This is a genomic window from Methylobacterium sp. JK268 (assembly GCF_054052225.1).
In genome coordinates this window covers 199,553-219,882 of sequence record NZ_JBSVZN010000002.1, presented here as the reverse complement: position 1 = coordinate 219,882, position 20,330 = coordinate 199,553, and the positions used below count along the sequence as shown (strand labels likewise).

At 70.1% G+C, this 20,330-nt stretch carries 16 protein-coding genes; 7 read left to right on the top strand and 9 right to left on the bottom strand.

Going from position 1 to position 20,330, the window contains the following annotated elements:
- Positions 1-579: 579 nt before the first annotated feature.
- The 5 genes from ACW9J6_RS02955 to ACW9J6_RS02935 all read left to right on the top strand — a co-directional run bounded on the left by ACW9J6_RS02955 (position 580) and on the right by ACW9J6_RS02935 (position 7,640).
- A complete protein-coding gene (locus ACW9J6_RS02955) occupies positions 580-1,242 on the top strand; it encodes a response regulator (RefSeq protein WP_457115114.1) in 663 nt (220 codons plus the stop codon).
- Positions 1,243-1,455: 213 nt separating this feature from the next.
- Positions 1,456-3,519 (top strand): carbon starvation CstA family protein, encoded by a 2,064-nt coding sequence (locus ACW9J6_RS02950; protein ID WP_457114929.1) that lies wholly within the window; start codon positions 1,456-1,458, stop codon positions 3,517-3,519.
- Between the two features lie 7 nt (positions 3,520-3,526).
- Entirely contained in the window at positions 3,527-3,751 is a 225-nt protein-coding gene (locus tag ACW9J6_RS02945) for a YbdD/YjiX family protein (protein WP_457114928.1), read from the top strand.
- Positions 3,752-4,340: 589 nt separating this feature from the next.
- Complete coding sequence (locus tag ACW9J6_RS02940; RefSeq protein WP_457114927.1) at positions 4,341-5,276, top strand: DMT family transporter; 936 nt, start codon at positions 4,341-4,343, stop codon at positions 5,274-5,276.
- A gap of 51 nt (positions 5,277-5,327) precedes the next feature.
- Positions 5,328-7,640 carry a Tex family protein gene (locus tag ACW9J6_RS02935; protein ID WP_457114926.1) on the top strand — a complete coding sequence of 771 codons (2,313 nt, stop codon included), beginning with the start codon at positions 5,328-5,330 and terminating at the stop codon, positions 7,638-7,640.
- Positions 7,641-7,685: 45 nt separating this feature from the next.
- On the opposite strand, the gene ACW9J6_RS02930 is transcribed toward ACW9J6_RS02935, so the two are convergent.
- From ACW9J6_RS02930 to ACW9J6_RS02915, 4 genes are all read right to left on the bottom strand, one after another.
- The gene (locus tag ACW9J6_RS02930) at positions 7,686-7,967 is read right to left on the bottom strand and encodes a type II toxin-antitoxin system YafQ family toxin (protein ID WP_457114925.1); all 282 of its coding nucleotides are present in this window, start codon (positions 7,965-7,967) and stop codon (positions 7,686-7,688) included.
- Entirely contained in the window at positions 7,954-8,214 is a 261-nt protein-coding gene (locus ACW9J6_RS02925) for a type II toxin-antitoxin system RelB/DinJ family antitoxin (RefSeq protein WP_457114924.1), read from the bottom strand. The genes ACW9J6_RS02930 and ACW9J6_RS02925 overlap by 14 nt, the downstream gene beginning before the upstream one ends.
- A gap of 106 nt (positions 8,215-8,320) precedes the next feature.
- A complete protein-coding gene (locus ACW9J6_RS02920; protein WP_457114923.1) occupies positions 8,321-8,893 on the bottom strand; it encodes a L,D-transpeptidase in 573 nt (190 codons plus the stop codon).
- A 128-nt stretch (positions 8,894-9,021) separates the two neighbouring features.
- Positions 9,022-9,903 carry an alpha/beta fold hydrolase gene (locus tag ACW9J6_RS02915; protein WP_457114922.1) on the bottom strand — a complete coding sequence of 294 codons (882 nt, stop codon included), beginning with the start codon at positions 9,901-9,903 and terminating at the stop codon, positions 9,022-9,024.
- A 589-nt stretch (positions 9,904-10,492) separates the two neighbouring features.
- Between ACW9J6_RS02915 and ssb the strand changes: the two genes are divergently transcribed.
- Both ssb and gyrA read left to right on the top strand, forming a co-directional pair.
- Positions 10,493-11,020, top strand: a complete 528-nt coding sequence (gene ssb / locus ACW9J6_RS02910; protein WP_457115113.1) for a single-stranded DNA-binding protein — start codon at positions 10,493-10,495, stop codon at positions 11,018-11,020.
- Between the two features lie 219 nt (positions 11,021-11,239).
- Positions 11,240-13,984, top strand: a complete 2,745-nt coding sequence (gyrA, locus tag ACW9J6_RS02905) for a DNA gyrase subunit A (RefSeq protein WP_457114921.1) — start codon at positions 11,240-11,242, stop codon at positions 13,982-13,984.
- Between the two features lie 551 nt (positions 13,985-14,535).
- Here the strand turns inward: gyrA and ACW9J6_RS02900 are convergent.
- The 5 genes from ACW9J6_RS02900 to ACW9J6_RS02880 all read right to left on the bottom strand — a co-directional run bounded on the left by ACW9J6_RS02900 (position 14,536) and on the right by ACW9J6_RS02880 (position 20,225).
- On the bottom strand, positions 14,536-16,677 hold the full coding sequence (locus ACW9J6_RS02900) for a S9 family peptidase (RefSeq protein WP_457114920.1): 2,142 nt from the start codon (positions 16,675-16,677) through the stop codon (positions 14,536-14,538).
- Between the two features lie 593 nt (positions 16,678-17,270).
- Complete coding sequence (locus ACW9J6_RS02895; protein ID WP_457114919.1) at positions 17,271-17,702, bottom strand: SufE family protein; 432 nt, start codon at positions 17,700-17,702, stop codon at positions 17,271-17,273.
- A gap of 67 nt (positions 17,703-17,769) precedes the next feature.
- The gene (locus tag ACW9J6_RS02890) at positions 17,770-18,801 is read right to left on the bottom strand and encodes a PAS domain S-box protein (protein ID WP_457114918.1); all 1,032 of its coding nucleotides are present in this window, start codon (positions 18,799-18,801) and stop codon (positions 17,770-17,772) included.
- Positions 18,802-18,888: 87 nt separating this feature from the next.
- The gene (locus ACW9J6_RS02885) at positions 18,889-19,278 is read right to left on the bottom strand and encodes a DoxX family protein (RefSeq protein ID WP_457114917.1); all 390 of its coding nucleotides are present in this window, start codon (positions 19,276-19,278) and stop codon (positions 18,889-18,891) included.
- A 68-nt stretch (positions 19,279-19,346) separates the two neighbouring features.
- The gene (locus ACW9J6_RS02880) at positions 19,347-20,225 is read right to left on the bottom strand and encodes a S1 family peptidase (protein WP_457114916.1); all 879 of its coding nucleotides are present in this window, start codon (positions 20,223-20,225) and stop codon (positions 19,347-19,349) included.
- Positions 20,226-20,330 lie beyond the last annotated feature (105 nt).

The following is a 20,330-nucleotide window of genomic DNA, read 5'->3' as shown; positions in this document are numbered from 1 at the left end:
GGGCCCTGCGCCACGATGTGTCTCCCAGGGCCCGCCGCCGGAACGCCGCGGCGGGCGCGCCGAGTATGGCGACGGGCTCCGCGCGAGGCAAATGCGGCAGGGTGCGCAGGCGCAGCCGGTGCGGCGGCCGCGCCTGCGCTGGGGACGGGGCGGCGATCGCCCCCGCGATCGGCCGGCACGCCCCGAGGAGCGCGCCCGCCAGGATGCCGGCCCTCGTCCCGCCCGCGTCGCGGCGACGTTTCCCTCGACCGCTGATGGCGAGACGATACGGCCCGCCCGTCTCCGGCGGCCATTGGACCAAGGTGCGGGAGAGACCGCCGCCGCGGCCAGCGGCGCCGTTTCCGTACCAAAGCACAGTGTTGGAAGATCAATCTGCGTGGTATTTCTCCGTCAGTTCTTCAATTCGTCCCTCCGTAAAGTATAAACCCTTGGCATGGCGCGGCGAGCGCGACCGCTCCACGCACAGATCGGGAAAGTCGCGGTCCGATGGTGGGATTGACCGGTACGGGCAACCAAGTGTCTCCTCGCGAGGGCAGAGCTCCGGACGCGATGCCGGTGCCCAGCGAGAAGGGTTCGGGCATGCACCTGCTGATCGTCGACGATCACCCGCTGTTCCGCGAGGCGCTCACGAGCGCCGTGCGGCTGGCCTTCCCGGCGGCGGCGGTGGAGGAGGCCGACGGGATCGAGGCGGCCTGCGGAACGCTCACGCGGCTGCCGTCGGTCGATCTCACGCTCCTCGACCTCTCGATGCGCGGCGTCAACGGCTTCGACGGCCTGCTGGCGATCCGCACCCGCTTCCCGCGCATCCCGATCCTGGTCGTGTCGGGCCTCGACGATCCGCGCATCGTGCGCGAGGCGCTGGGCCACGGCGCGGCCGGCTTCGTGCCGAAGGCGGCCGGCAAGGCCGTGCTGACGCGGGCCATCACGGACGTGCTCAACGGGGCGATCTTCGTGCCCGACGGGGTCGGCGCCCAGGAGGGCGAGGCGCCGCGCAGCGGCAAGCGCCCGATCACCCAGCGCATCGCCGAGCTGACGCCCCAGCAGGTGCGCGTGCTGCTGATGATCCGGCAGGGCAAGCTCAACAAGCAGATCGCGCACGAACTCGGCGTCGGCGACTCGACCGTGAAGGCGCACGTCTCCGAGATCCTGCGCAAGCTCGGCGTCATCAGTCGGACGCAGATCGTGATCGAGACCGCCAACCTCGACTACGAGCACATCCTGGCCGACAGCGCGGCGGGGTGAGGGACCCGGTCCGGCGACCGCCTGCCGAATGCGCCGTCGCCCGCCCGACACCCGGCTCCGGCGACGCCGGATGTCCGATCGCACTCCCGCCGCGCCGCGCAGGCAAACCCGGCCTGCGCGTTTTCGTCTTATCCTAAGGTCTAAAAGCGGCTATTATCCCGAGCAACTAAACGGCCGGTCTTCGCCGGACTGGGCTTCGGGAGAAACGCCAGAATGACAGCCATCCAGAAACACGGGCCGTGGGCCCTCGTCGGCGCGCTCGGTGCCGCCGCTCTCGCCGTCGTCGCGACGAATCGCGGCGAGACGGTCAACGCTCTCTGGATCGTCGTCGCAGCCGTCTCGGTCTACCTCATCGCCTATCGCTACTACTCGTTATTCATCGCCGAGCGGGTGATGCAACTCGACCCCGCCCGCGCGACGCCGGCCGTCCGCCACAACGACGGGCTCGATTACGTCCCGACCGACAAGTACGTCCTGTTCGGCCACCATTTCGCGGCGATCGCGGGCGCCGGTCCGCTGGTCGGGCCCGTCCTCGCCGCGCAGATGGGCTACCTGCCGGGCCTGCTCTGGATCCTCGCCGGCGTGGTGCTCGCGGGCGCCGTCCAGGACTTCATCGTCCTGTTCGTGTCGATGCGCCGCGACGGCCGCTCCCTCGGCGAGTTGATCCGGGCCGAACTCGGCACCATCCCGGGCATCGTCGCGCTGTTCGGCACCTTCCTGATCATGGTCATCATCCTGGCGGTGCTCGCCCTCATCGTCGTGAAGGCGCTGGCCGAGAGCCCCTGGGGCACCTTCACGGTGATGGCGACGATCCCGATCGCGCTCCTGATGGGCGTCTACTCGCGCTGGATCCGGCCGGGCCGGATCGGCGAGGTCTCGATCCTCGGCTTCGTGCTGCTGATGCTGGCGATCGTCTTCGGCCAGACCGTCGCCGCCGATCCGACCCTGTCGGGGCTGTTCACCTTCACGGGCACGCAGCTCTGCTGGATGCTGATCGGCTACGGCTTCGTCGCCTCGATCCTGCCGGTCTGGCTGCTGCTCGCCCCGCGCGACTACCTCTCGACCTTCCTCAAGATCGGCACGATCGTGGCGCTGGCGCTCGGCATCCTGGTGCTCGCCCCGCATCTCCAGATGCCCGCGGTGACGAAGTTCGTCGACGGCACCGGCCCGGTCTGGTCGGGCTCGCTGTTCCCGTTCCTGTTCATCACCATCGCCTGCGGCTCGGTCTCGGGTTTCCACAGCCTGATCTCGTCGGGCACGACCCCGAAGCTCATCGACAACGAGGTCAATGCCCGCTTCATCGGCTACGGCGGCATGCTGATGGAATCCTTCGTCGCCGTGATGGCGCTGGTCTCGGCGAGCGTCATCGATCCGGGCGTCTACTTCAGCATGAACGCGCCCGCCGCGGTGGTCGGAACCACGCCGGAGACCGCCTCGGCGGCCGTCACCAAGATGGGCTTCGCGATCACCCCCGAGGCGATCCAGCAGACCGCCGCGGATGTCGGCGAGCACACGGTGATCTCGCGGGCCGGCGGCGCCCCGACGCTCGCCGTCGGGATGGCGCACATCATCTCCAGCGCCGTGGGCGGCAAGGCGATGATGGCCTTCTGGTACCATTTCGCGATCCTGTTCGAGGCGCTGTTCATCCTCACGGCCGTCGATGCCGGCACGCGGGCGGGGCGGTTCATGCTGCAGGACCTGATCGGCGTGGCGGTGCCGGCCTTCAAGGACACCGCCTCCTGGGGCCCGAGCATCGCGGCGACCGCGCTCTGCGTCGCCTTCTGGGGCTTCTTCCTCTACCAGGGCGTCACGGACCCGCTGGGCGGCGTCAACACCCTGTGGCCGCTCTTCGGCATCTCGAACCAGATGCTGGCGGCGATCGCGCTGACGCTCTGCACGGTCGTGATCTTCAAGATGAAGCGCGAGCGCTACGCCTTCGTCACCATCGTGCCGACGGTCTGGCTCGTGGCCTGCACGCTCACGGCGGGTCTCCAGAAGGTGTTCTCGGCGGATCCGCGCATCGGGTTCCTCTCGCACGCGGACCGCTACGCGAGCGCCGCCGCGGAGGGGAAGGTGCTCGCCCCGGCGAAGTCCCTCGACCAGATGAGCCAGATCGTCTTCAACGACCGCATCGACGCGGTGCTGGCGCTGCTCTTCGTGGCGGTGGTGGTGGCGATCGTGGCCTTCGGGGTGAAGTCCTGCGTGGCGGCCTACCGGGCTTCGACTTGGACGGCTCTCGAAAGCGACCCGGGCGTCATGCCCGCCCCGGCGGAGTAAGCCCTCGATGGCGGCGCAGAGCGAGGTCCTGCGGGAGCGCTGGGCGGCCCTCACCCGCTGCGTCTGCGACGGCGCGCGGCTGATGGTCGGCCAGGGCAACTACGACGCCTACGTGGCGCATATCCGCAGGACCCATCCCGACCAGCAGCCCATGAGCCAGACGGAGTTCTTCCGCGATCGCCAGAACGCCCGCTTCGGCGTCGGCAGCCGCGGCGGGTTCCGGTGCTGCTGAGTGGGACGGGATCCGCTTGATCGAAGCGGATCCCGTCCCACGACCTCGTGGGCGGAGCTCCGCTCCGCCATTCCGGGAGGAATGAAGCGGATTAGGGTTGATTTTCACCGGCGCGGCGGCCCCTGGCAAATGATACCAGGATTTCCCTCTGATGATGCCCCCCATTTCCCGGACGACTGCAGCGTCAGCGGAAGGAGATCCGGAAACCAGATGATGAAGCGCCACGAAGCGGCTCCGAATGTCAGCACCGTTGCAGACATAAGGACGCTTCGCGGATTCTAGCGCTGGTTTCCGGGTCGCATTCCGCCGACGCTGCATGCGCCCGGAAAAGGGGGAGACGCAACCCGGTTTCCATCCACGCGTGGGCTCGCGCCCCGAACCGTCAGCCCTCCCCTGCCGGGCAGCGCGAGGATGGCGCGCTGCAAGCAGAGCCATCCCCATCATCCGGCCTCCGTTCGGTCACGATTTCGTAAATCCGGCCTTAACCAGGGCTGAGCCGACAGCATGGCCGTACCGCGGGATCGTCACGGCTAGTTCGGGTGCAGCAATGCTAGGTTGATCGGGTCTTCCTCAGACCCGATTGCGTCCCGTGGCCACGCTCGCCCCCAGTCTTCCCGTCCTCGTCCCGTCGCGTCCTGCTCGGTCCCTGATCGGCGATCAGCCGCTGCGCGGCATCGTGCTGGTGATCCTGTCGACGGTCTTCCTGTCGAGCTCCGACGCGACCGCGAAGTACCTCGCGGGAGAGCTTCCGGCGATTGAGATCGCGTGGCTGCGCTACGCGGGGTTCATGGGCGTGATGCTCGCGGCGAACCTCCTGACCCGCGCCCGCGGCCGCTCGCCCTTCCGCAGCGCCCGGCCGGGACTGCAGGTGCTGCGCGGCGCCGCCCTCGTCGGCTCCGCGCTGCTGTTCCTCAGCGGCCTGCGCTATCTCCCGGTCGCCGAGGCCACGGCGATCAGCTTCGTGTCGCCGATCTTCGTGACCGCTCTGTCGATCCCGCTGCTGCGCGAGACTATCGGCCTGCGCCGATGGCTCGCCGCCCTGGTCGGACTCGTCGGCGTGCTGATCATCCTGCGGCCGGGGACCAGCGCGTTCCAGGCCGCCGCCCTGCTGCCGGTGGCCTCGGCCCTGTTCTGGGCGCTGGCCCTGGTGGCGACCCGCAAGATCAACGGCTACGACGCGCCCCAGACCACGATGACGTGGTCCGCCCTCACCGGCTTCGCGCTCCTGACCGTCCTGGTGCCGGCGGTCTGGGTGATGCCGGACCCGCATCAGATCGCGATCGGCGCGGCGATCGGCCTGGTCTCCACCACGGGCCACTGGATCGTGACGCTCGCCTACCGGCACGCGCCCGCCTCGACCCTGGTGCCCTTCTCCTACAGCCAGATCATCTGGGCCACCCTCATCGGCGCCCTTGCCTTCGGGTCGGTGCCGGACGCCTTCGTGGGCGCGGGCGTCCTTGTGATCGCGGCGAGCGGGCTCTACACCGCGCACCGCGAGCGGCTGCGGGGCGCCCGCGCGGCCTGACGCGTCCGGCGGCGCGGCCTCGCCCGCGCCGCACCCGGACAGCGTGAGGACATGGCGAGCATCATCCAGCGCATCGCGGCCGAACTCGGCGCGCAGGACTGGCAGGTCAAGGCGGCGGTGGACCTGCTCGACGGCGGATCCACGGTGCCGTTCATCGCGCGCTACCGCAAGGAAGCGACCGGCACCCTCGACGACGCGCAGCTGCGCACCCTGGAGGAGCGCCTGCGCTACCTGCGCGAGCTGGAGGAGCGCCGCCGGGCGATCCTCGACAGCGTGGAGGGCCAGGGCAAGCTCGACGACGCGCTGCGCGCGCAGATCCTCGCGGCCGAGACCAAGGCACGCCTGGAAGACCTCTACCTTCCTTACAAGCCCAAGCGCCGCACCAAGGCGCAGATCGCGCGCGAGGCCGGACTCGCGCCGCTGGCCGAGGCGCTGCTGACCGATCCCCGCCGCCCGCCCCTCGACCGCGCCGCGTCCTTCGTCGACCCCGACAAGGGCGTGCCCACGGCGGAGGCGGCGCTGGAGGGGGCTCGCGCGATCCTGGTCGAGCGCTTCGCCGAGGATGCGGAGCTGGTCGGTGTGCTCCGCGAGTTGGTCTGGAGCCGCGGGCGGCTCGTCTCCTCCCTGCGCGAGGGCAAGGGCGAGGCCGGCGCGAAGTTCGCCGACTATTTCGACTTCTCCGAACCCCTGACCCGCCTCCCCTCCCACCGGGTGCTCGCCCTGTTCCGGGGGGAGAAGGAGGAGGTGCTGGATCTGCGCCTCGACGAGAACCCGGCCGGTGCCCAGCCCGGCCAGCCGAGCCCCTGCGAGGGCCGCATCGCGCAGCGCCACGGCATCCGGGACGAGGGACGGCCCGGCGACCGCTGGCTCGCCGAGACGGTGCGCTTCGCGTGGCGCACCAAGCTGCGGCTCTCCATCGAGCTCGACCTGCGGGCGAGGCTCTGGGACGCGGCCGAGACGGAGGCGGTGCGCGTCTTCGCCGGCAACCTGCGCGACCTGCTGCTCGCCGCCCCGGCGGGCGCCCGCCCGACGCTCGGCCTCGATCCCGGCTTCCGCACCGGCGTCAAGGTCGCGGTGGTCGACGGGACCGGCAAGGTCGTCGCCACGGACACCATCTACCCGCACGAGCCGCGGCGCGACTGGGACCGGTCCCTCGCGACCTTGGCCCGGCTGTGCAAGGCGCACAGCGTCGACCTCGTGGCGATCGGGAACGGCACCGCCTCGCGCGAGACCGATCGGCTGGCGGGGGACCTGATCAAGGCGCATCCGGAGCTGCGCCTCACTAAGGCCATGGTGTCGGAGGCCGGCGCCTCGGTCTACTCGGCCTCCGCCTATGCGAGCCAGGAACTGCCGGGCCTCGACGTCTCCCTGCGCGGGGCGGTGTCGATCGCCCGCCGGCTGCAGGATCCGCTCGCCGAACTGGTCAAGATCGAGCCGCGCTCGATCGGCGTCGGCCAGTACCAGCACGACCTCGCCGAGGGGAAGCTGTCGCGCTCCCTCGACGCGGTGGTCGAGGATTGCGTGAACGGCGTCGGCGTCGACGTGAACACCGCCTCGGCGCCGCTCCTCGCCCGGGTCTCGGGCCTGACCGAGCGCGTGGCGCAGAACATCGTCGTCCACCGGGACGCGAACGGTCCCTTCCCCAGCCGCACCGCGCTGAAGAAGGTGGCGGGGCTCGGTCCCAAGGCCTTCGAGCTGTCGGCGGGTTTCCTGCGCATCACCGGGGGCGCCGATCCCCTCGACGCCTCGGGCGTGCACCCGGAGGCCTACCCGGTGGTACGCCGGATTCTTCAGGCGACGAGGAGCGACATCAAGGCGGTTATCGGCAACGGCGCGGTCTTGCGCGCCCTCGACCCCAAGGTCTTCACGGACGCGACCTTCGGCGTCCCTACCGTCACCGACATCCTGGCCGAATTGGAGAAGCCGGGCCGCGACCCGCGCCCGAGCTTCCGGACGGCGACCTTCCAGGAGGGCGTCGAGACGATCGGCGATCTCCGACCCGGGATGCTGCTGGAGGGCGTGGTGACGAACGTCGCGGCCTTCGGCGCCTTCGTGGACGTGGGCGTCCACCAGGACGGGCTCGTCCACATCTCGGCCCTGTCGACAAGCTTCGTGAAGGACCCGCGCGCCATGGTGAAGCCGGGCGACGTGGTGCGGGTGAAGGTGCTGGATGTCGACGTGCCGCGCAAGCGGATCGCCCTGACGATGCGCCTCGACGACCCGCTGGAGGCGCGGCCCTCCCGGGAGGGCGGCCGTCGCGACCAGCCGGTGCCGAAGGCGCCGCGCCCGGCGGCCCCGCCCGCGGGCGACGGGGCCCTGGCCGATGCGCTGCGGCGGGCGGGGCTCGACCGCACGCGGCGGTGAGGATCCCGGCCCAAATGCGTCGTCCTCGGCCGCACGCCCTCGGGCTCACCACCCGAGTTCGGCGTGAGATCCGAGGCGGACGAGCTGCAGGGTCTCCGGATCCGTCCTGCGATAGATCAGGACCGGATCGGGTTTGATGTGACAGTCCCGGTGATCCTTCCAGTCACCGGTCAGAGCATGATCGCGGAGGCGCGCCGGAAGCTTCGCGTCGTTCGCCAGTGCCTCGATGACGGGGAGGAGATCGGCGTCGAGCGTCGACCGATATCGGCCCCGCGCTTCCCTCTTCAGATCGCGGCGGAACTGGCCGGTTTGCTCAATCCGCCTCACGGATCGCCGCGCGGAGCTGGTCGAGAGTCACCGCTTCGAGATGGCCAGCCCGGGCGTCCCGCATTGCCGCGATCGTGGCCTCATTGGGCGCGAGGGGGTCGAACGGTAGGGCCTTCTCGCGCGCCACACGGGTGAGCAGCATGCGCACCGCATCGGACACGGTCAGTCCCATGGCAGCCAGAACGGCCGCAGCTTCATCCTTGACGACAGGGTCGATTCGCGTCTGAACCAGGGCGTTGGCGGGCATCGGGACGTCCTCGGCGTGCATGACATTGTAATGCACGCCGATCCCGGGAGCCAAGATGCCTCAGCGTCCGTCGCGCAGGTGCGCGGCGCGGCCGCGACGGCCGACCTTAGGGCAGCACCACCACCTTCGTGCCGACCTTGACCCGGCCGAAGAGGTCGATCACGTCCCGGTTGGTCATGCGGATGCAGCCCGACGAGACCGCCGCGCCGATCGTCTCCGGCTCGTTCGAGCCGTGGATCCGGTACAGCGAGGACCCGAGATAGAGGGCGCGGGCGCCGAGCGGGTTGTCCACGCCGCCGGCCATGAAGCGCGGCAGGTCGGGGCGGCGCCGGAGCATCTGCTCGGGCGGGCGCCAGGATGGCCATTCCTTCTTCATGGTCACGGTCTTGGTCCCCGACCAGGAGAAGCCGTCGCGGCCGACTCCGACCCCGTACTGGATCGCCTCCTGGTTCGGCAGGATGTAGTAGAGCCGGCGCTGGCTCGTGGAGATCACGACGGTTCCGGGCTTGTAGGGGCTGTTCCAGCCGATCGTCTGGCGCGGCACGGCCTGCTGGCGGAACACCGTCAGGAAGTCGGCGATCGGTCCGCTGTCCAGCAGGGTCGCGGCCCGTCCGGGCGCGGTGCCGGCCAGGGCCAGCAGGGCGGCGCCGCAGAGCGGCGCCAGGATGCGAGGCGTCATCGTCCCCCTCCCGTTGCGAGAGCGCCGCCGGAGCGGCGCGGATGGCCCCGGGGATGGCCGAGGGGAGTCGGCACGGTCAACCCGCCCAACGGCGACGCCCCGGCTTGTGACGCTTTCGCGCCACAGCCTCACGCCGCGCCGCCCGGCTCCGTCAGGAAGGCGACGAGGTCGCGGTTCACCGCCTCGGCCTCCTCGTGCTGGATCCAGTGCGTCGCCTCCGGGAAGGTCCGGATCCGGCCCGCGGCGCATCGCGCGAGGCTCAGGCGCGCGAGCTCCGGCTCGAGGGCCGTGTCGCGCTCGCCCCACAGGATCAGCACCGGCGGCTGCACCAGGGAGGGCGCCGGGCGGCGCGGCAGGCGCAGGGCGCGGTACCAGTTGAGCATGCCGGTCACGGCCCCGGGCTCGCCCCAGGCGCGGGCGTAGCGGTCGAGGGTGGCGTCATCGAACGTGCCGGGCCGGCTCGACGACACCAGGGCCCGCCGCAGCGGCGCGAAGTCCCCCGCGCGGAGCAGCGCCTCCGGCAGCCAGGGCAGCTGGAAGAAGCCCATGTAGCTGCTGCGCAGGATCTGGCTCGGCCGACGGCGCGCATAGGCGAAGAAGCTGTCGGGATGCGGCGCGTTCAGGATGGCGACGCGCTCGATGCGCTCCGGGTACTGGGCGGCCGCCCGCCACGCGACGATTCCCCCCCAATCGTGCCCCACCAGGCGCACGCGCGGACGGTCGAAGGCGTCCGCGAGCCCGATCACGTCGGCGGCGAGTTCGTCCACGTGGTAGGCGTCGAGCGGTCGGGGTTTCCCGCTCCCTCCGTAGCCGCGCTGGTCCGGGGCGACGACCTTCAGGCCCGCCGCCGCGAGCGGGCCGATCTGGCGGCGCCAGCCGTACCAGAACTCGGGGAATCCGTGCAGCAGCAGGGTGAGCGGACCGTCCGAGGGTCCCGCTTCCGCCAGATTCATCACGAGTCCGCGAACCCGGATCGTCCGGGTCGTCGCCTCCGGCAGATCTGTCAGCACCCCACCCTCCTCTGTGGCCACGCACCTTCTGCGGAACGATGCCTGAAGCATCCGGATCCGTCGCGCCGAACCCGCGCGCCCCTGCCCGAAGGCTGCTTGCGGGTCGTTCCAGCCGAATTTTGCCGCTGCATGGACCCGCATCCGCCGCGACGCTACCGAATGTTCATCACATCGCGTGTCTTCTCTGCATCATTGATCCCGAAAGACACGACGAGTGTTTCTGCGCACTTGCTTGACCAGCGGACGCTGCCGTATATCCAATCTTGCAAGCCGGCGATGGCGTCGCCGTCCTGCAGCCCTGTTTGGGCGTTTCCTCCCTAGACTTGGGCCACACCTTGGGTGTGGCCTTTTTTCTTGGCGGGGCTGCCGGACGGGGCGGAGCCGGACGCGCACGGGGCGCCCCTTGCGCCTTCATTCGAACAAAGGTAGAACATTCAAGGTCCCGCCGGCTGTGTGTTCCGGGTACAGGAGCGTCCCGGACCTTGCCGGCGCGGGCCCGCTCGGAGGACGGTCGCGGCTTGCCCCGGAGGCGCCGCGCGGTCAGGCCGAGCGCGGCAGCCCGAGAGAGATGGACGGCAAGGAGAGCGTGATGGCGGGCAGCGTGAACAAGGTGATCCTGGTGGGGAATCTCGGGCGCGACCCCGAGGTGCGGCGGCTGGCCTCCGGCGACCCGGTGGTCAATCTCCGGCTGGCCACCTCCGAATCCTGGAAGGACAAGGCGTCCGGAGAGCGCAAGGAGAAGACCGAGTGGCACTCGGTCGTCATCTACAACGAGAACCTGGCTCGCGTGGCCGAGCAGTACCTGCGCAAGGGCTCGAAGGTCTACGTCGAGGGCCAGCTGCAGACGCGCAAGTGGCAGGACCAGTCGGGCGTCGAGAAGTACACGACCGAGGTGGTGCTGCAGCGCTTCCGCGGCGAGCTGACGATCCTCGACGGCCGCGGCGGCGGCGAGGCGGGAGCCTCCGACGAGATGGGCGGCGGACAGGTCAGCCGCGGCGGCGATTTCGGGGGCAACGGCGGCGGCCGCTTCTCGGGCGGCGAGCGCCGTCCCGCCCCGGCCTCGTCCGGCGGCGGCCAGAAGCGCTACGACGACCTCGACGACGACATCCCGTTCTAGCCGCGGAAGGCCGGTGGCCGACCCTCCCCCCTCCGCGGGGGAGGGTTCATCCTGCGCGAGGGCCCGAACTCCGCCCCCACCCGGGTTGCGCGGAGCCGCGCCGACCCCCATCTAATATCCTGATTTTCCACGGTTTCCGGTGAGCCTTCCGCGGGTGGCGGCAGGGCCGGAAATCGGCTATTCCGAGGGCGGCCCTGTCGGCCCCGCGAGAGTGTGACCTTGGCAGAGAACGACGAGACCGGCGCGCCTCCGCCCGCCAGCGACATCAAGCCCGTTTCCATCACCGACGAGATGCGCCGCTCCTACCTCGATTACGCAATGAGCGTGATCGTGAGTCGGGCGCTGCCGGATGCCCGGGACGGGCTCAAGCCCGTGCACCGGCGCATCCTGTACTCGATGTACGAGAACGGCTACCTGCCGGACCGCAAGTACGTGAAGTCGGCGCGCATCGTCGGCGACGTGATGGGTCAGTACCACCCGCACGGCGACCAGTCGATCTACGACGCGCTGGTGCGCATGGCGCAGGACTTCGCCATGCGGATCATGCTCGTCGACGGGCAGGGCAATTTCGGCTCGGTCGACGGCGATCCCCCGGCGGCGATGCGCTATACGGAATCGCGCCTCGCCAAGCCCGCCATGGCGCTGCTCGAGGACATCGACAAGAACACCGTCGACTTCAACCCGAACTACGACGAGTCGAAGGACGAGCCGGCGGTCCTGCCCGCCCGCTTTCCTAACCTCCTCGTCAACGGCGCCGGCGGCATCGCGGTCGGCATGGCCACCAACATCCCGCCGCACAATCTGGGCGAGGTGATCGACGGCTGCATCGCCCTGATCGACGATCCCGCCCTGACGATCGAGGGGCTGAACGAGATCATCCCGGGACCGGACTTCCCGACCGGCGGCCTGATCCTCGGCCGCGCCGGGACCCGCGCCGCCTACCTGACCGGGCGCGGCTCCGTCGTGATGCGCGCCAAGTCGCACGTGGAGGAACTCCGCAAGGAGCGCGAGGCCCTGATCTTCACCGAGATCCCCTACCAGGTGAACAAGGCCTCCCTCGTCGAGAAGATCGCCGAACTGGTGCGCGACAAGCGCATCGAGGGCATCGCCGACCTGCGCGACGAATCCGACCGCGACGGCATGCGCATCGTGGTGGAGTTGAAGCGCGACGCCATGGCGGACGTCGTCCTCAACCAGCTCTACCGCTACACGCCGCTCCAGACCTCGTTCGGCTGCAACATGGTGGCGCTGAACGGGGGGCGGCCCGAACTCCTGAACCTCAAGGACCTGATCCAGGCCTTCATCGACTTCCGCGAGGAGGTCGTCTCCCGGCGCACCAAGTACCTGCTGCGCAAGGCCCGCGAGCGTGCCCACGTGCTGTGCGGCCTCGCCATCGCGGTCGCCAACATCGACGAGGTGATCCGGCTGATCCGGACGTCGCCGGACCCGAACAGCGCCCGCGAGGCGCTGATGGACCGCGACTGGCCGGCCTCCGAGATCGCGCCCCTGATCGCCCTCGTCGACGATCCGCGCCACCGGGTGGCCGATGACGGCACCTACCGGCTGTCCGAGGCGCAGGCCCGCGCCATCCTCGACCTGCGCCTGCAGCGCCTCACCGCCCTCGGGCGCGACGAGGTCGGCGACGAGCTGAAGCAGCTCGCCGACGAGATCGCCGATTACCTCGACATCCTGCGCTCGCGCGCCCGCATCATGGGCATCGTCAAGACCGAGCTCGCCGAGGTGAAGGCCGAGTTCGCCACCCCGCGCAAGACCGCGATCCAGGACTGGGACTCGAACGTCGAGGACGAGGACCTGATCCAGCGCGAGGACATGGTGGTGACCGTGTCCCATGCGGGCTACATCAAGCGCGTGCCGCTCTCGACCTACCGGGCGCAGCGCCGCGGCGGCAAGGGCCGCGCCGGGATGACGACCCGCGACGAGGATTTCGTCACCCGGCTGTTCGTGGCCAACACCCATACGCCGGTGCTGTTCTTCTCCTCGCAGGGACAGGCCTACAAGGAGAAGGTGTGGCGGCTGCCGCTCGCGGCGCCGAACGCCCGCGGCAAGGCGCTCGTCAACATCCTGCCCCTCGACGCCAACGGCGAGCGGATCACCACGATCATGCCGCTGCCCGAGGACGAGGCGTCCTGGGAAACCCTGGACGTGATGTTCGCGACGGCGAGCGGGAACGTGCGCCGGAACAAGCTCTCCGACTTCGTGCAGGTCAACCGCAACGGCAAGATCGCCATGAAGCTCGACGAGGGCGACCACATCGTCCACGTGGAGATCTGCACCGAGGCGGACGACGTCCTCCTCACCACGGCCGCCGGCCAGTGCATCCGCTTCCCCACCACGGATGTGCGCGTGTTCAAGGGCCGCGATTCGACTGGGGTGCGCGGGATCAATCTCGGATCCGGCGACCGGGTCATCTCGATGACGATCCTGCGCCACTTCGAGGCGACGCCGGAGGAGCGCCAGGCCTATCTGCGCCGCGCCAATGCCGACCGCCGCGCCACCGGGGAGGCGATCGAGCTGCCGGCCGCGCCGGAGGCCGATGCCGAGGAGACCGCGGCCTCGATCGACCTCGACCAGGACCGCTACATCGCCATGGGGGCGGCCGAGCAGTTCGTGCTGACCCTGTCCGAGCGCGGCTTCGGCAAGCGGACCTCGTCCTTCGAGTACCGGACCTCCGGCCGTGGGGGCAAGGGCATCAAGGCCATGGAGGTCAATGCCCGAAACGGCAGCCTCGTCGCCTCCTTCCCGGTCGAGCCCAGCGACCAGATCATGCTGGTGACCAATGGCGGCCAGCTGATCCGCGTGCCCGTCGACGACATCCGCATCGTCGGTCGCGCCTCGCAGGGCGTGACGGTGTTCAACACCGCCAAGGACGAGCGCGTCGTCTCGGTCGAGCACATCGAGGGTGAAGGAGAGGGCGAAGGTGAGGAGGAGGGCGAGGGGAACTAATCCCCTCGACTCTCCCATCCGGCCGATCAGCGCCGGGTCCGGGCTTCGCGGGAGCCCTGGCCCGGCGCTCGTCGTTCATGGGGCAGGCGCGTCGCGGGAAATGGTGCGGGCGAGCCGCCGGATCGAAATCGGCTCGCGGCACTGTCGGTCGGCCGGCGGAACCACGTCGGACGCAGCCTCTTCCGGGGCGCATACAGCGAGAGCGGAATGCGATCCGGAAACCCGCGCTCGACTCCGCGAAGCGACCGCCTGACAGCCACGTCTCTGGGAAACGGAGCCGCATTTCCTTCCGCTGACGCTGCCGTCGTCCGGAAAACGGGAGCCCGCCATGAAGCGGGGACTTCTCGGTTGCTTTCGACAGGGTCGACGGCGCCTGTGAAAACTCAACCCGTCGGCCCCGGATGCCGCCGCATCGCATCGATCTCGGGCAGGCCCGAGATCGATGGAGCCGTCGGCCATCTCGGCCGCGATGCCACGTCCAAGATCCGAGATCCCGGTCGTGGCGACCATTCAAGACTCGACTCACCCGTCATTGGAAATGACCGGTGGTGTTATGCCCCCTCCCCCGCCTTGCCGACGACCGCGAGTGCGAAGGCGTAGATCAGCGCCACCTCCTCCAGCCGGTCGAAGCGGCCCGCCGCGCCGCCGTGGCCCGCCTCCATGTTGATGCGCAGGAGCACCGGCCCGCCGCCGGTCATCGTGGCACGCAGCCGCGCAACCCATTTCGCCGGCTCCCAGTAGGTCACGCGCGGGTCGGTCAGGCCGCCCAGCGCCAGGATCGCCGGATAGGCCGTCGCCCGCAGGTTGTCGTAGGGCGAGTAGGCGAGGATGGTCTCGAAGGCCTTCGGGTCGGCGCCCGGATTGCCCCATTCGGGCCATTCGGGCGGGGTCAGCGGCAGGTCGCCGTCGAGCATCGTGTTCAGGACGTCGACGAAGGGCACGTCGGCGACGATGCCGGCGAACAGCTCCGGCGCCAAGTTGGCGACCGCCCCCATCAGCATGCCGCCGGCGCTGCCGCCATGGGCGACGATGCGGCCGGCCGCCGTGTAGCGGGCCTCGATCAGGGCGCGCGCGCAGGCGACGAAATCGGTGAAGGTGTTCGGCTTCTTCTCGCGCTTGCCGTCGAGGTACCAGCGCCAGCCCTTCTCGGTGCCGCCCCGGACATGGGCGATCGCGTAGACGAAGCCGCGGTCGATCAGGGAGAGCGGGTTGGTGCGGAAGCTCGCCGACATCAGCGTGCCGTAGGAGCCGTAGCCGTAGAGGAGCAGCGGCGCCGTCCCGTCGAGGGGCAGGTCGCGGCGATGCACGAGCGAGATCGGCACGCTCTCGCCGTCCGGCGCCGTCGCGAACAGCCGCCGCGTGACGTAGGACGCCGGATCGTGGCCGCTCGGCACCTCCTGACGCTTGCGCAGGCGCCGCGCCCGGGTGGTGACGTCGTAGTCGTAGGTCTCGGCCGGCGTGGTCAGCGACGAGTAGACGAAGCGGATCTCCGTCGTGTCGAAGGCGTGGCCCGGCAGCAGGCCGAGGGAATAGGCCTCCTCCGCGAAGGCGACGACGTGCTCCTCGCCGGAGGCCGCATCGCGTACGACCAGCCGCGGCCGGGCATTCTCCAGTTCGAGCCGCACGAGGTGATGCGCCAGCACGTGCTGGAAGCGGATCATCACGCCCGGACAATACGGGATGAGGTCGCGCCACTGCGTCCGGCCCGAATCGGCCAGCGGCGCGACCACGATCTTGAAGTCCTCCGCCCCGTCGGCGTTGGTGAGGATGAACAGTTCGTCGCCGCGATGCTCGACCGAGTAGATCAGCTTGTCGGTCCGAGTCTCGACGGTGCGGTAGGCGATGCCCGGCCGCGTCCGATCGACCAAGTGGACCTCGGAGGTCTCGTGATCGTTCGCCGTGATGGTCAGGAAGGCGCCCGACTGGGTCTGGTCGATCCCGACGAAGAAGCCCGGATCCGCCTCCTCGTAGACGGTCTGGTCCTCGCTCTGCGGGGTCCCGAGCCGGTGGAGCATGACCTTGGCCGGGCGGTGGTTCTCGTCCACGGCCACGTACCAGAAGCCCGCGCCGTCCGCGCTCCACACCGCCTCGCCGGTGGTGGCGATCACCGCCTCGTCGCGGTCCCGGCCCGTGGCGAGGTCGCGCAGGCGGATCGTGTAGAGTTCCGAGCCCTTGGTGTCGGCGCTCCAGGCCAGGAGCGCGTGGTCGTCGGAGTGGTCGGCCCCCGCGAGGTCGAAGAAGGCGTGCCCCTCCCCCTCCCGGTCGCCGTCGATCAGGATCTCCTCGCCCTCCCCGCCCAGGCGGTCGACCGGCATCGCCTCAATCCCGGAGGCGGGCCGGCGGCAGACCAGCGGGTGCTGTCCGCCCTCGCGGTGGCGGGTGTAGTAAGCGAACGGGCCGTCGATGTCGGGAACCGAGCCGTCATCCTCGCGGATGCGGCCGCGCATTTCGGCGACGAGGGCCTTGCGCAGGGCGGCGGTGCCGGCGAGCGCGGCCTGCGAATAGGCGTTCTCGGCCTCCAGATAGGCGCGGATATCCGCCGGCAGCGCGCCCGGGTCCTTCAGCACGTCCCGCCAGTTCTCGGCCTTCAGCCACGCGTAGGGATCGGTGACGGCGCGGCCGTGGACGGTGAAGTCGTGGGGCCGCGCGGGCGCCGCGGGGACGGGGAGCGTCGGGCGAAGGGAAGATGTCATGCAGGCCACCGGAAGGTCGCGTATTCCCGCCATGTGACGCCCCGCGGCGTCCGGGGCAAGGCGTGCGATGCCTGGGGAGTGGGCTAGTTTCATTTCCTAGCGAAGCGCCTCCAACCCAAACAAACAGCGAGGACGACCCCCCGGATCACAGCTGCCGAGATAAAGCAAAAGGTGACTAGTGCATTAAATGGAACGGCGAGATAGAACCACGGCGGCGCCACCGCGACGAAGAAGGCCTCTGGTGGGATGTCAGACGGAACCGTCTCTGTGATTCGAAGTGCGACTGGGATCGCCAACCAGAGTGCAATTACGATGACAAGGGCCGTGAGCCACGCGAGCGCCTCTGCCATCTTTGAACAACCTCTTACCTCTTGTAAGGCCCGCGCCTTCCTGTCTTTGCGTCTGCAGCTTCGACTAACACCACGACGTTCGACATTTTTGACAGTCAATCCACGAAGCCCACAGCCCTAGCCGGCGCGATGCACAGCTTCTGATGGATCCGGGCGACGATGTAATACATCGTGCGCAGCGCAAACGCCGGATTATGATGGCATCATTACCTTAGGGAACCAAGGACCCGAAGGTGCGTCTCGTCAGGCTGCCTCGGCCACCACCCGGGCGGCGTCCGACCGGATGCGCTCCATCATCGCGCGCGCGCCATTCGAGCGCTGCGCCGTCAGGTGCTCGGACAGGCCGAGCTGCTGGAACAGGCCGAGCGCGTCCGCCTCGGCCGCGTCCGCGGCCGTGCGGCCATCGAAGAAGGCGATCAGCACCGCGACCACGCCCTTGGTGATGTGCGCGTCGCTGTCGCCGAGGAAGTGCAGCCGCGGGGTACCCGAGGACCGGTCGACCCGCGTCTCGAGCCAGACCTGGCTGACGCAGCCGCGCACCTTGTTGGCCTCGCTGTGCGCCTCCGGCGCCATGGGCGGCAGCTTGCGGCCGAGCTCCATGAGGTATTGGTGACGGTCCTCCCACTCCTCCAGGAACGCGAAGTTGTCCACGATCTCGGCGATGGGCGGCAGCATGGCGGGCGGGAATCCTCAGGTCACGCCGGGATATAGGCGCGCGCGGGGCCGCCCGCCACCCGCCCCGTCAGGGCTCGGCCGGGAGCCGCAGTTCCAGAGGCGACGCCGCGGAGGCCTCGCCGCTGGCGGCGATCTCGGCCTGGGACGCGTAGGCGGCGATCAGGCGGGGACCGAGCTTCGGGGGCGCGGCCGTCGCCGTCGCCGCGCCGATGCCCCCGGAGATGATCCGGACCCGGGGCGGCTCGCCGGGCGACGACGCGGCCGGGATCAGCACGGAGGTGAAGGCGGTCGTGGTCTCGGCGGTCGCGTCGAGCCCCTCCGCCACCACCTCCGCCAGGATCATGCCCAGCGCGTTGGCGGTGCGGGGCCGCACCAGCGCCGTCTCCTCGGCGGAGACCTCGACGACGATGCGCCCCGCCCGGCGGAGCTGGGCGAGGCCGCGGGCGAGCCGCTGCAGGTAGTCGACGAGATCGATGCTGGCGATGGCCGGTGCCTCGTGCAGGTGCTGCTGCACGAGGGCGATGGCCCGCACGCGCTGTCCCAGCGCGTCGAAGGCGGGCCGGCATTCCCGCGGCGCCGCGCGGCCGTAGAGGCCGATGAGACTCACCATCACCTGGAGATTGTTGCGGACGCGGTGATACACCTCCGCCAGCAGGGCCTCCTTCTCGGCGGCGGCGTGGGCGGCGTGCTCCTCCGCCCGGCGACGGTCGGTGATGTCGAAGCAGGAGCCGCAATAGCCCTGGAACTGACCCTCCTCGAAGAGCGGCGTGCCCTGACCCAGCATCCAGCGGAAGTCGCCGTCGTGGCGGCGCAGGCGGTACTCGGCCGTGAAGCTGGTCCGGTCGCCGTGCGCGCTCGACAGCACCGCGTCGTGAGAGGCCCGGTCCTCCGGGTGCACTCCGTCCCGCCAGCCGTGGCCGAGTTCGTCCTCCACCGCGCGCCCGCGGAAGGTGAGCCAGGCGGGGTTGACGTAGATGCAGCGGGCCTGGGGGTCGGTGCGCCAGATCGGCAGCGGCGCGCCCTCCGCGAAGGCGCGGAAGGCCGGGCTGATCGCGGCCGGCGGACCCGGCTCGCCGGGCGACGATGTGTCTGCGGCCATGTGTGTTTCGCCCGTCCTGCCGAAGCTCTCCCGTTGAGGCCGTTCAACGTGCCGATGGCGGCCCCGTTCCGGCGGAGCCGCCCGGCCTCAGCGCTGATTCACGGCGAAACGGCCCGGACCGACGGCGGCGACGATCAAGAGGGCGCCGATGATCGACAGGTTCTTCAGCGCCTGGATCTGATTGGTCCTGACCGCCTCGCCGGTCATCGTCCAGAAATTGTGAAAGAACACGACCGTGAGAGCGGTGAAGGCCGCCAGCGCCACGGCGGCGGCCCTGGCGTAGAGGCCGAGCGCGATCAGCAGCCCGAGGCCGAGTTCGGCCGCGATGGTGAGGTAGGCGAGCACCTGCGGGACGGGTAGCCCCTTGCCGGCGAGCGCCGCGGTCACGCCTCCGGGGTTCATCAGCTTGCCGAAGCCGGACCAGAGGAACAGCGCCACGACGCAGATCCGCGCGACGAGGAGAACGGCATTAGTCATCGGACGGGCTCCCGGAATGTCCGGCGGGATAGAAGCCCGCCGTCGCTGCCGTCAAGCTCGCTCCGGGCTCAGTGCCCGCCGGTCCAGTCGGCGGGGTTCCCGCGCAGGCTGCGGGTCGGCACCGCCTCGCCGGTCTGGTAGCGCGAGAGGTCGGCGGCGCGGGCGGAGATCCAGTCGCTGTGGCGGCCGATCGGCGTCACCGCCGTGAAGCCGCCGCAGGCGGTGCGCACGCGGCCCTGCTGCGCGGCGCCGCTCGACCAGCTGACGACCCCCACGAGTTCGTAGCTCCCCGGACCGCCCTTGAGGATCGGCCCGCCGGAATCGCCCAGGCAGGCGCCGGCCCCGGCGGTCTCGGCGAGGCTGCGCCGGTCGGCCACCACCGTCACCGTGTTGGCGACCTGGAGGTCGCCGAGGGAGACGAGCCGCGCCTGGCGCAGCACCCGGGCGGTGCCGCGGCGGTTCTCCGCCACCACGCCGTAGCCCGCGATCGCCACCGGATCCCCCGCCGAGATGCCGCCGCCGCCCCGCGTGGGCAGCGGCTGGAAATCGGGACCCAGGCGCTCGCTGAGCTTCAGGATCGCCAGGTCGGTGCCGGGCTGATCCTCGGGCGTGGTGCCCGCCACGAAGTCGGGATGCATTGCCGCCGCGATCGCGCGCAGGCGCCGCTGGTGGAAACTCCGGTCGGTCACCACGACCCAGTACCCGGCCTTGTGCATCACGCAATGCGCGGCGGTCAGCACGAGGTCCTGATCGATGAGCGAGCCGGAGCACATCTCCCCGGTGGTGCTCTCGATGCGCACCACCGAGCCGCGCAACCCGTTCGGGTCCCGCTCGATCTCGCCGAGGACGACGGCCTTCGCGCTGCCGGTGCCCAGGAGGGCGCCGAGACCGGCGGCCAGAACGACTTTGGAGAGGAGAGATCTGAGTCGAATCGGGTCGAAGCGCATGGGTGAACTGTGGAGCCTCCGGCCACGCTCGACAAGGGAAGTCTCGCCGCCCCGCGCGGGTTCCCCTAGCTTGCACGAGGATCGTCAACGAAGTCGTGAGGCTTT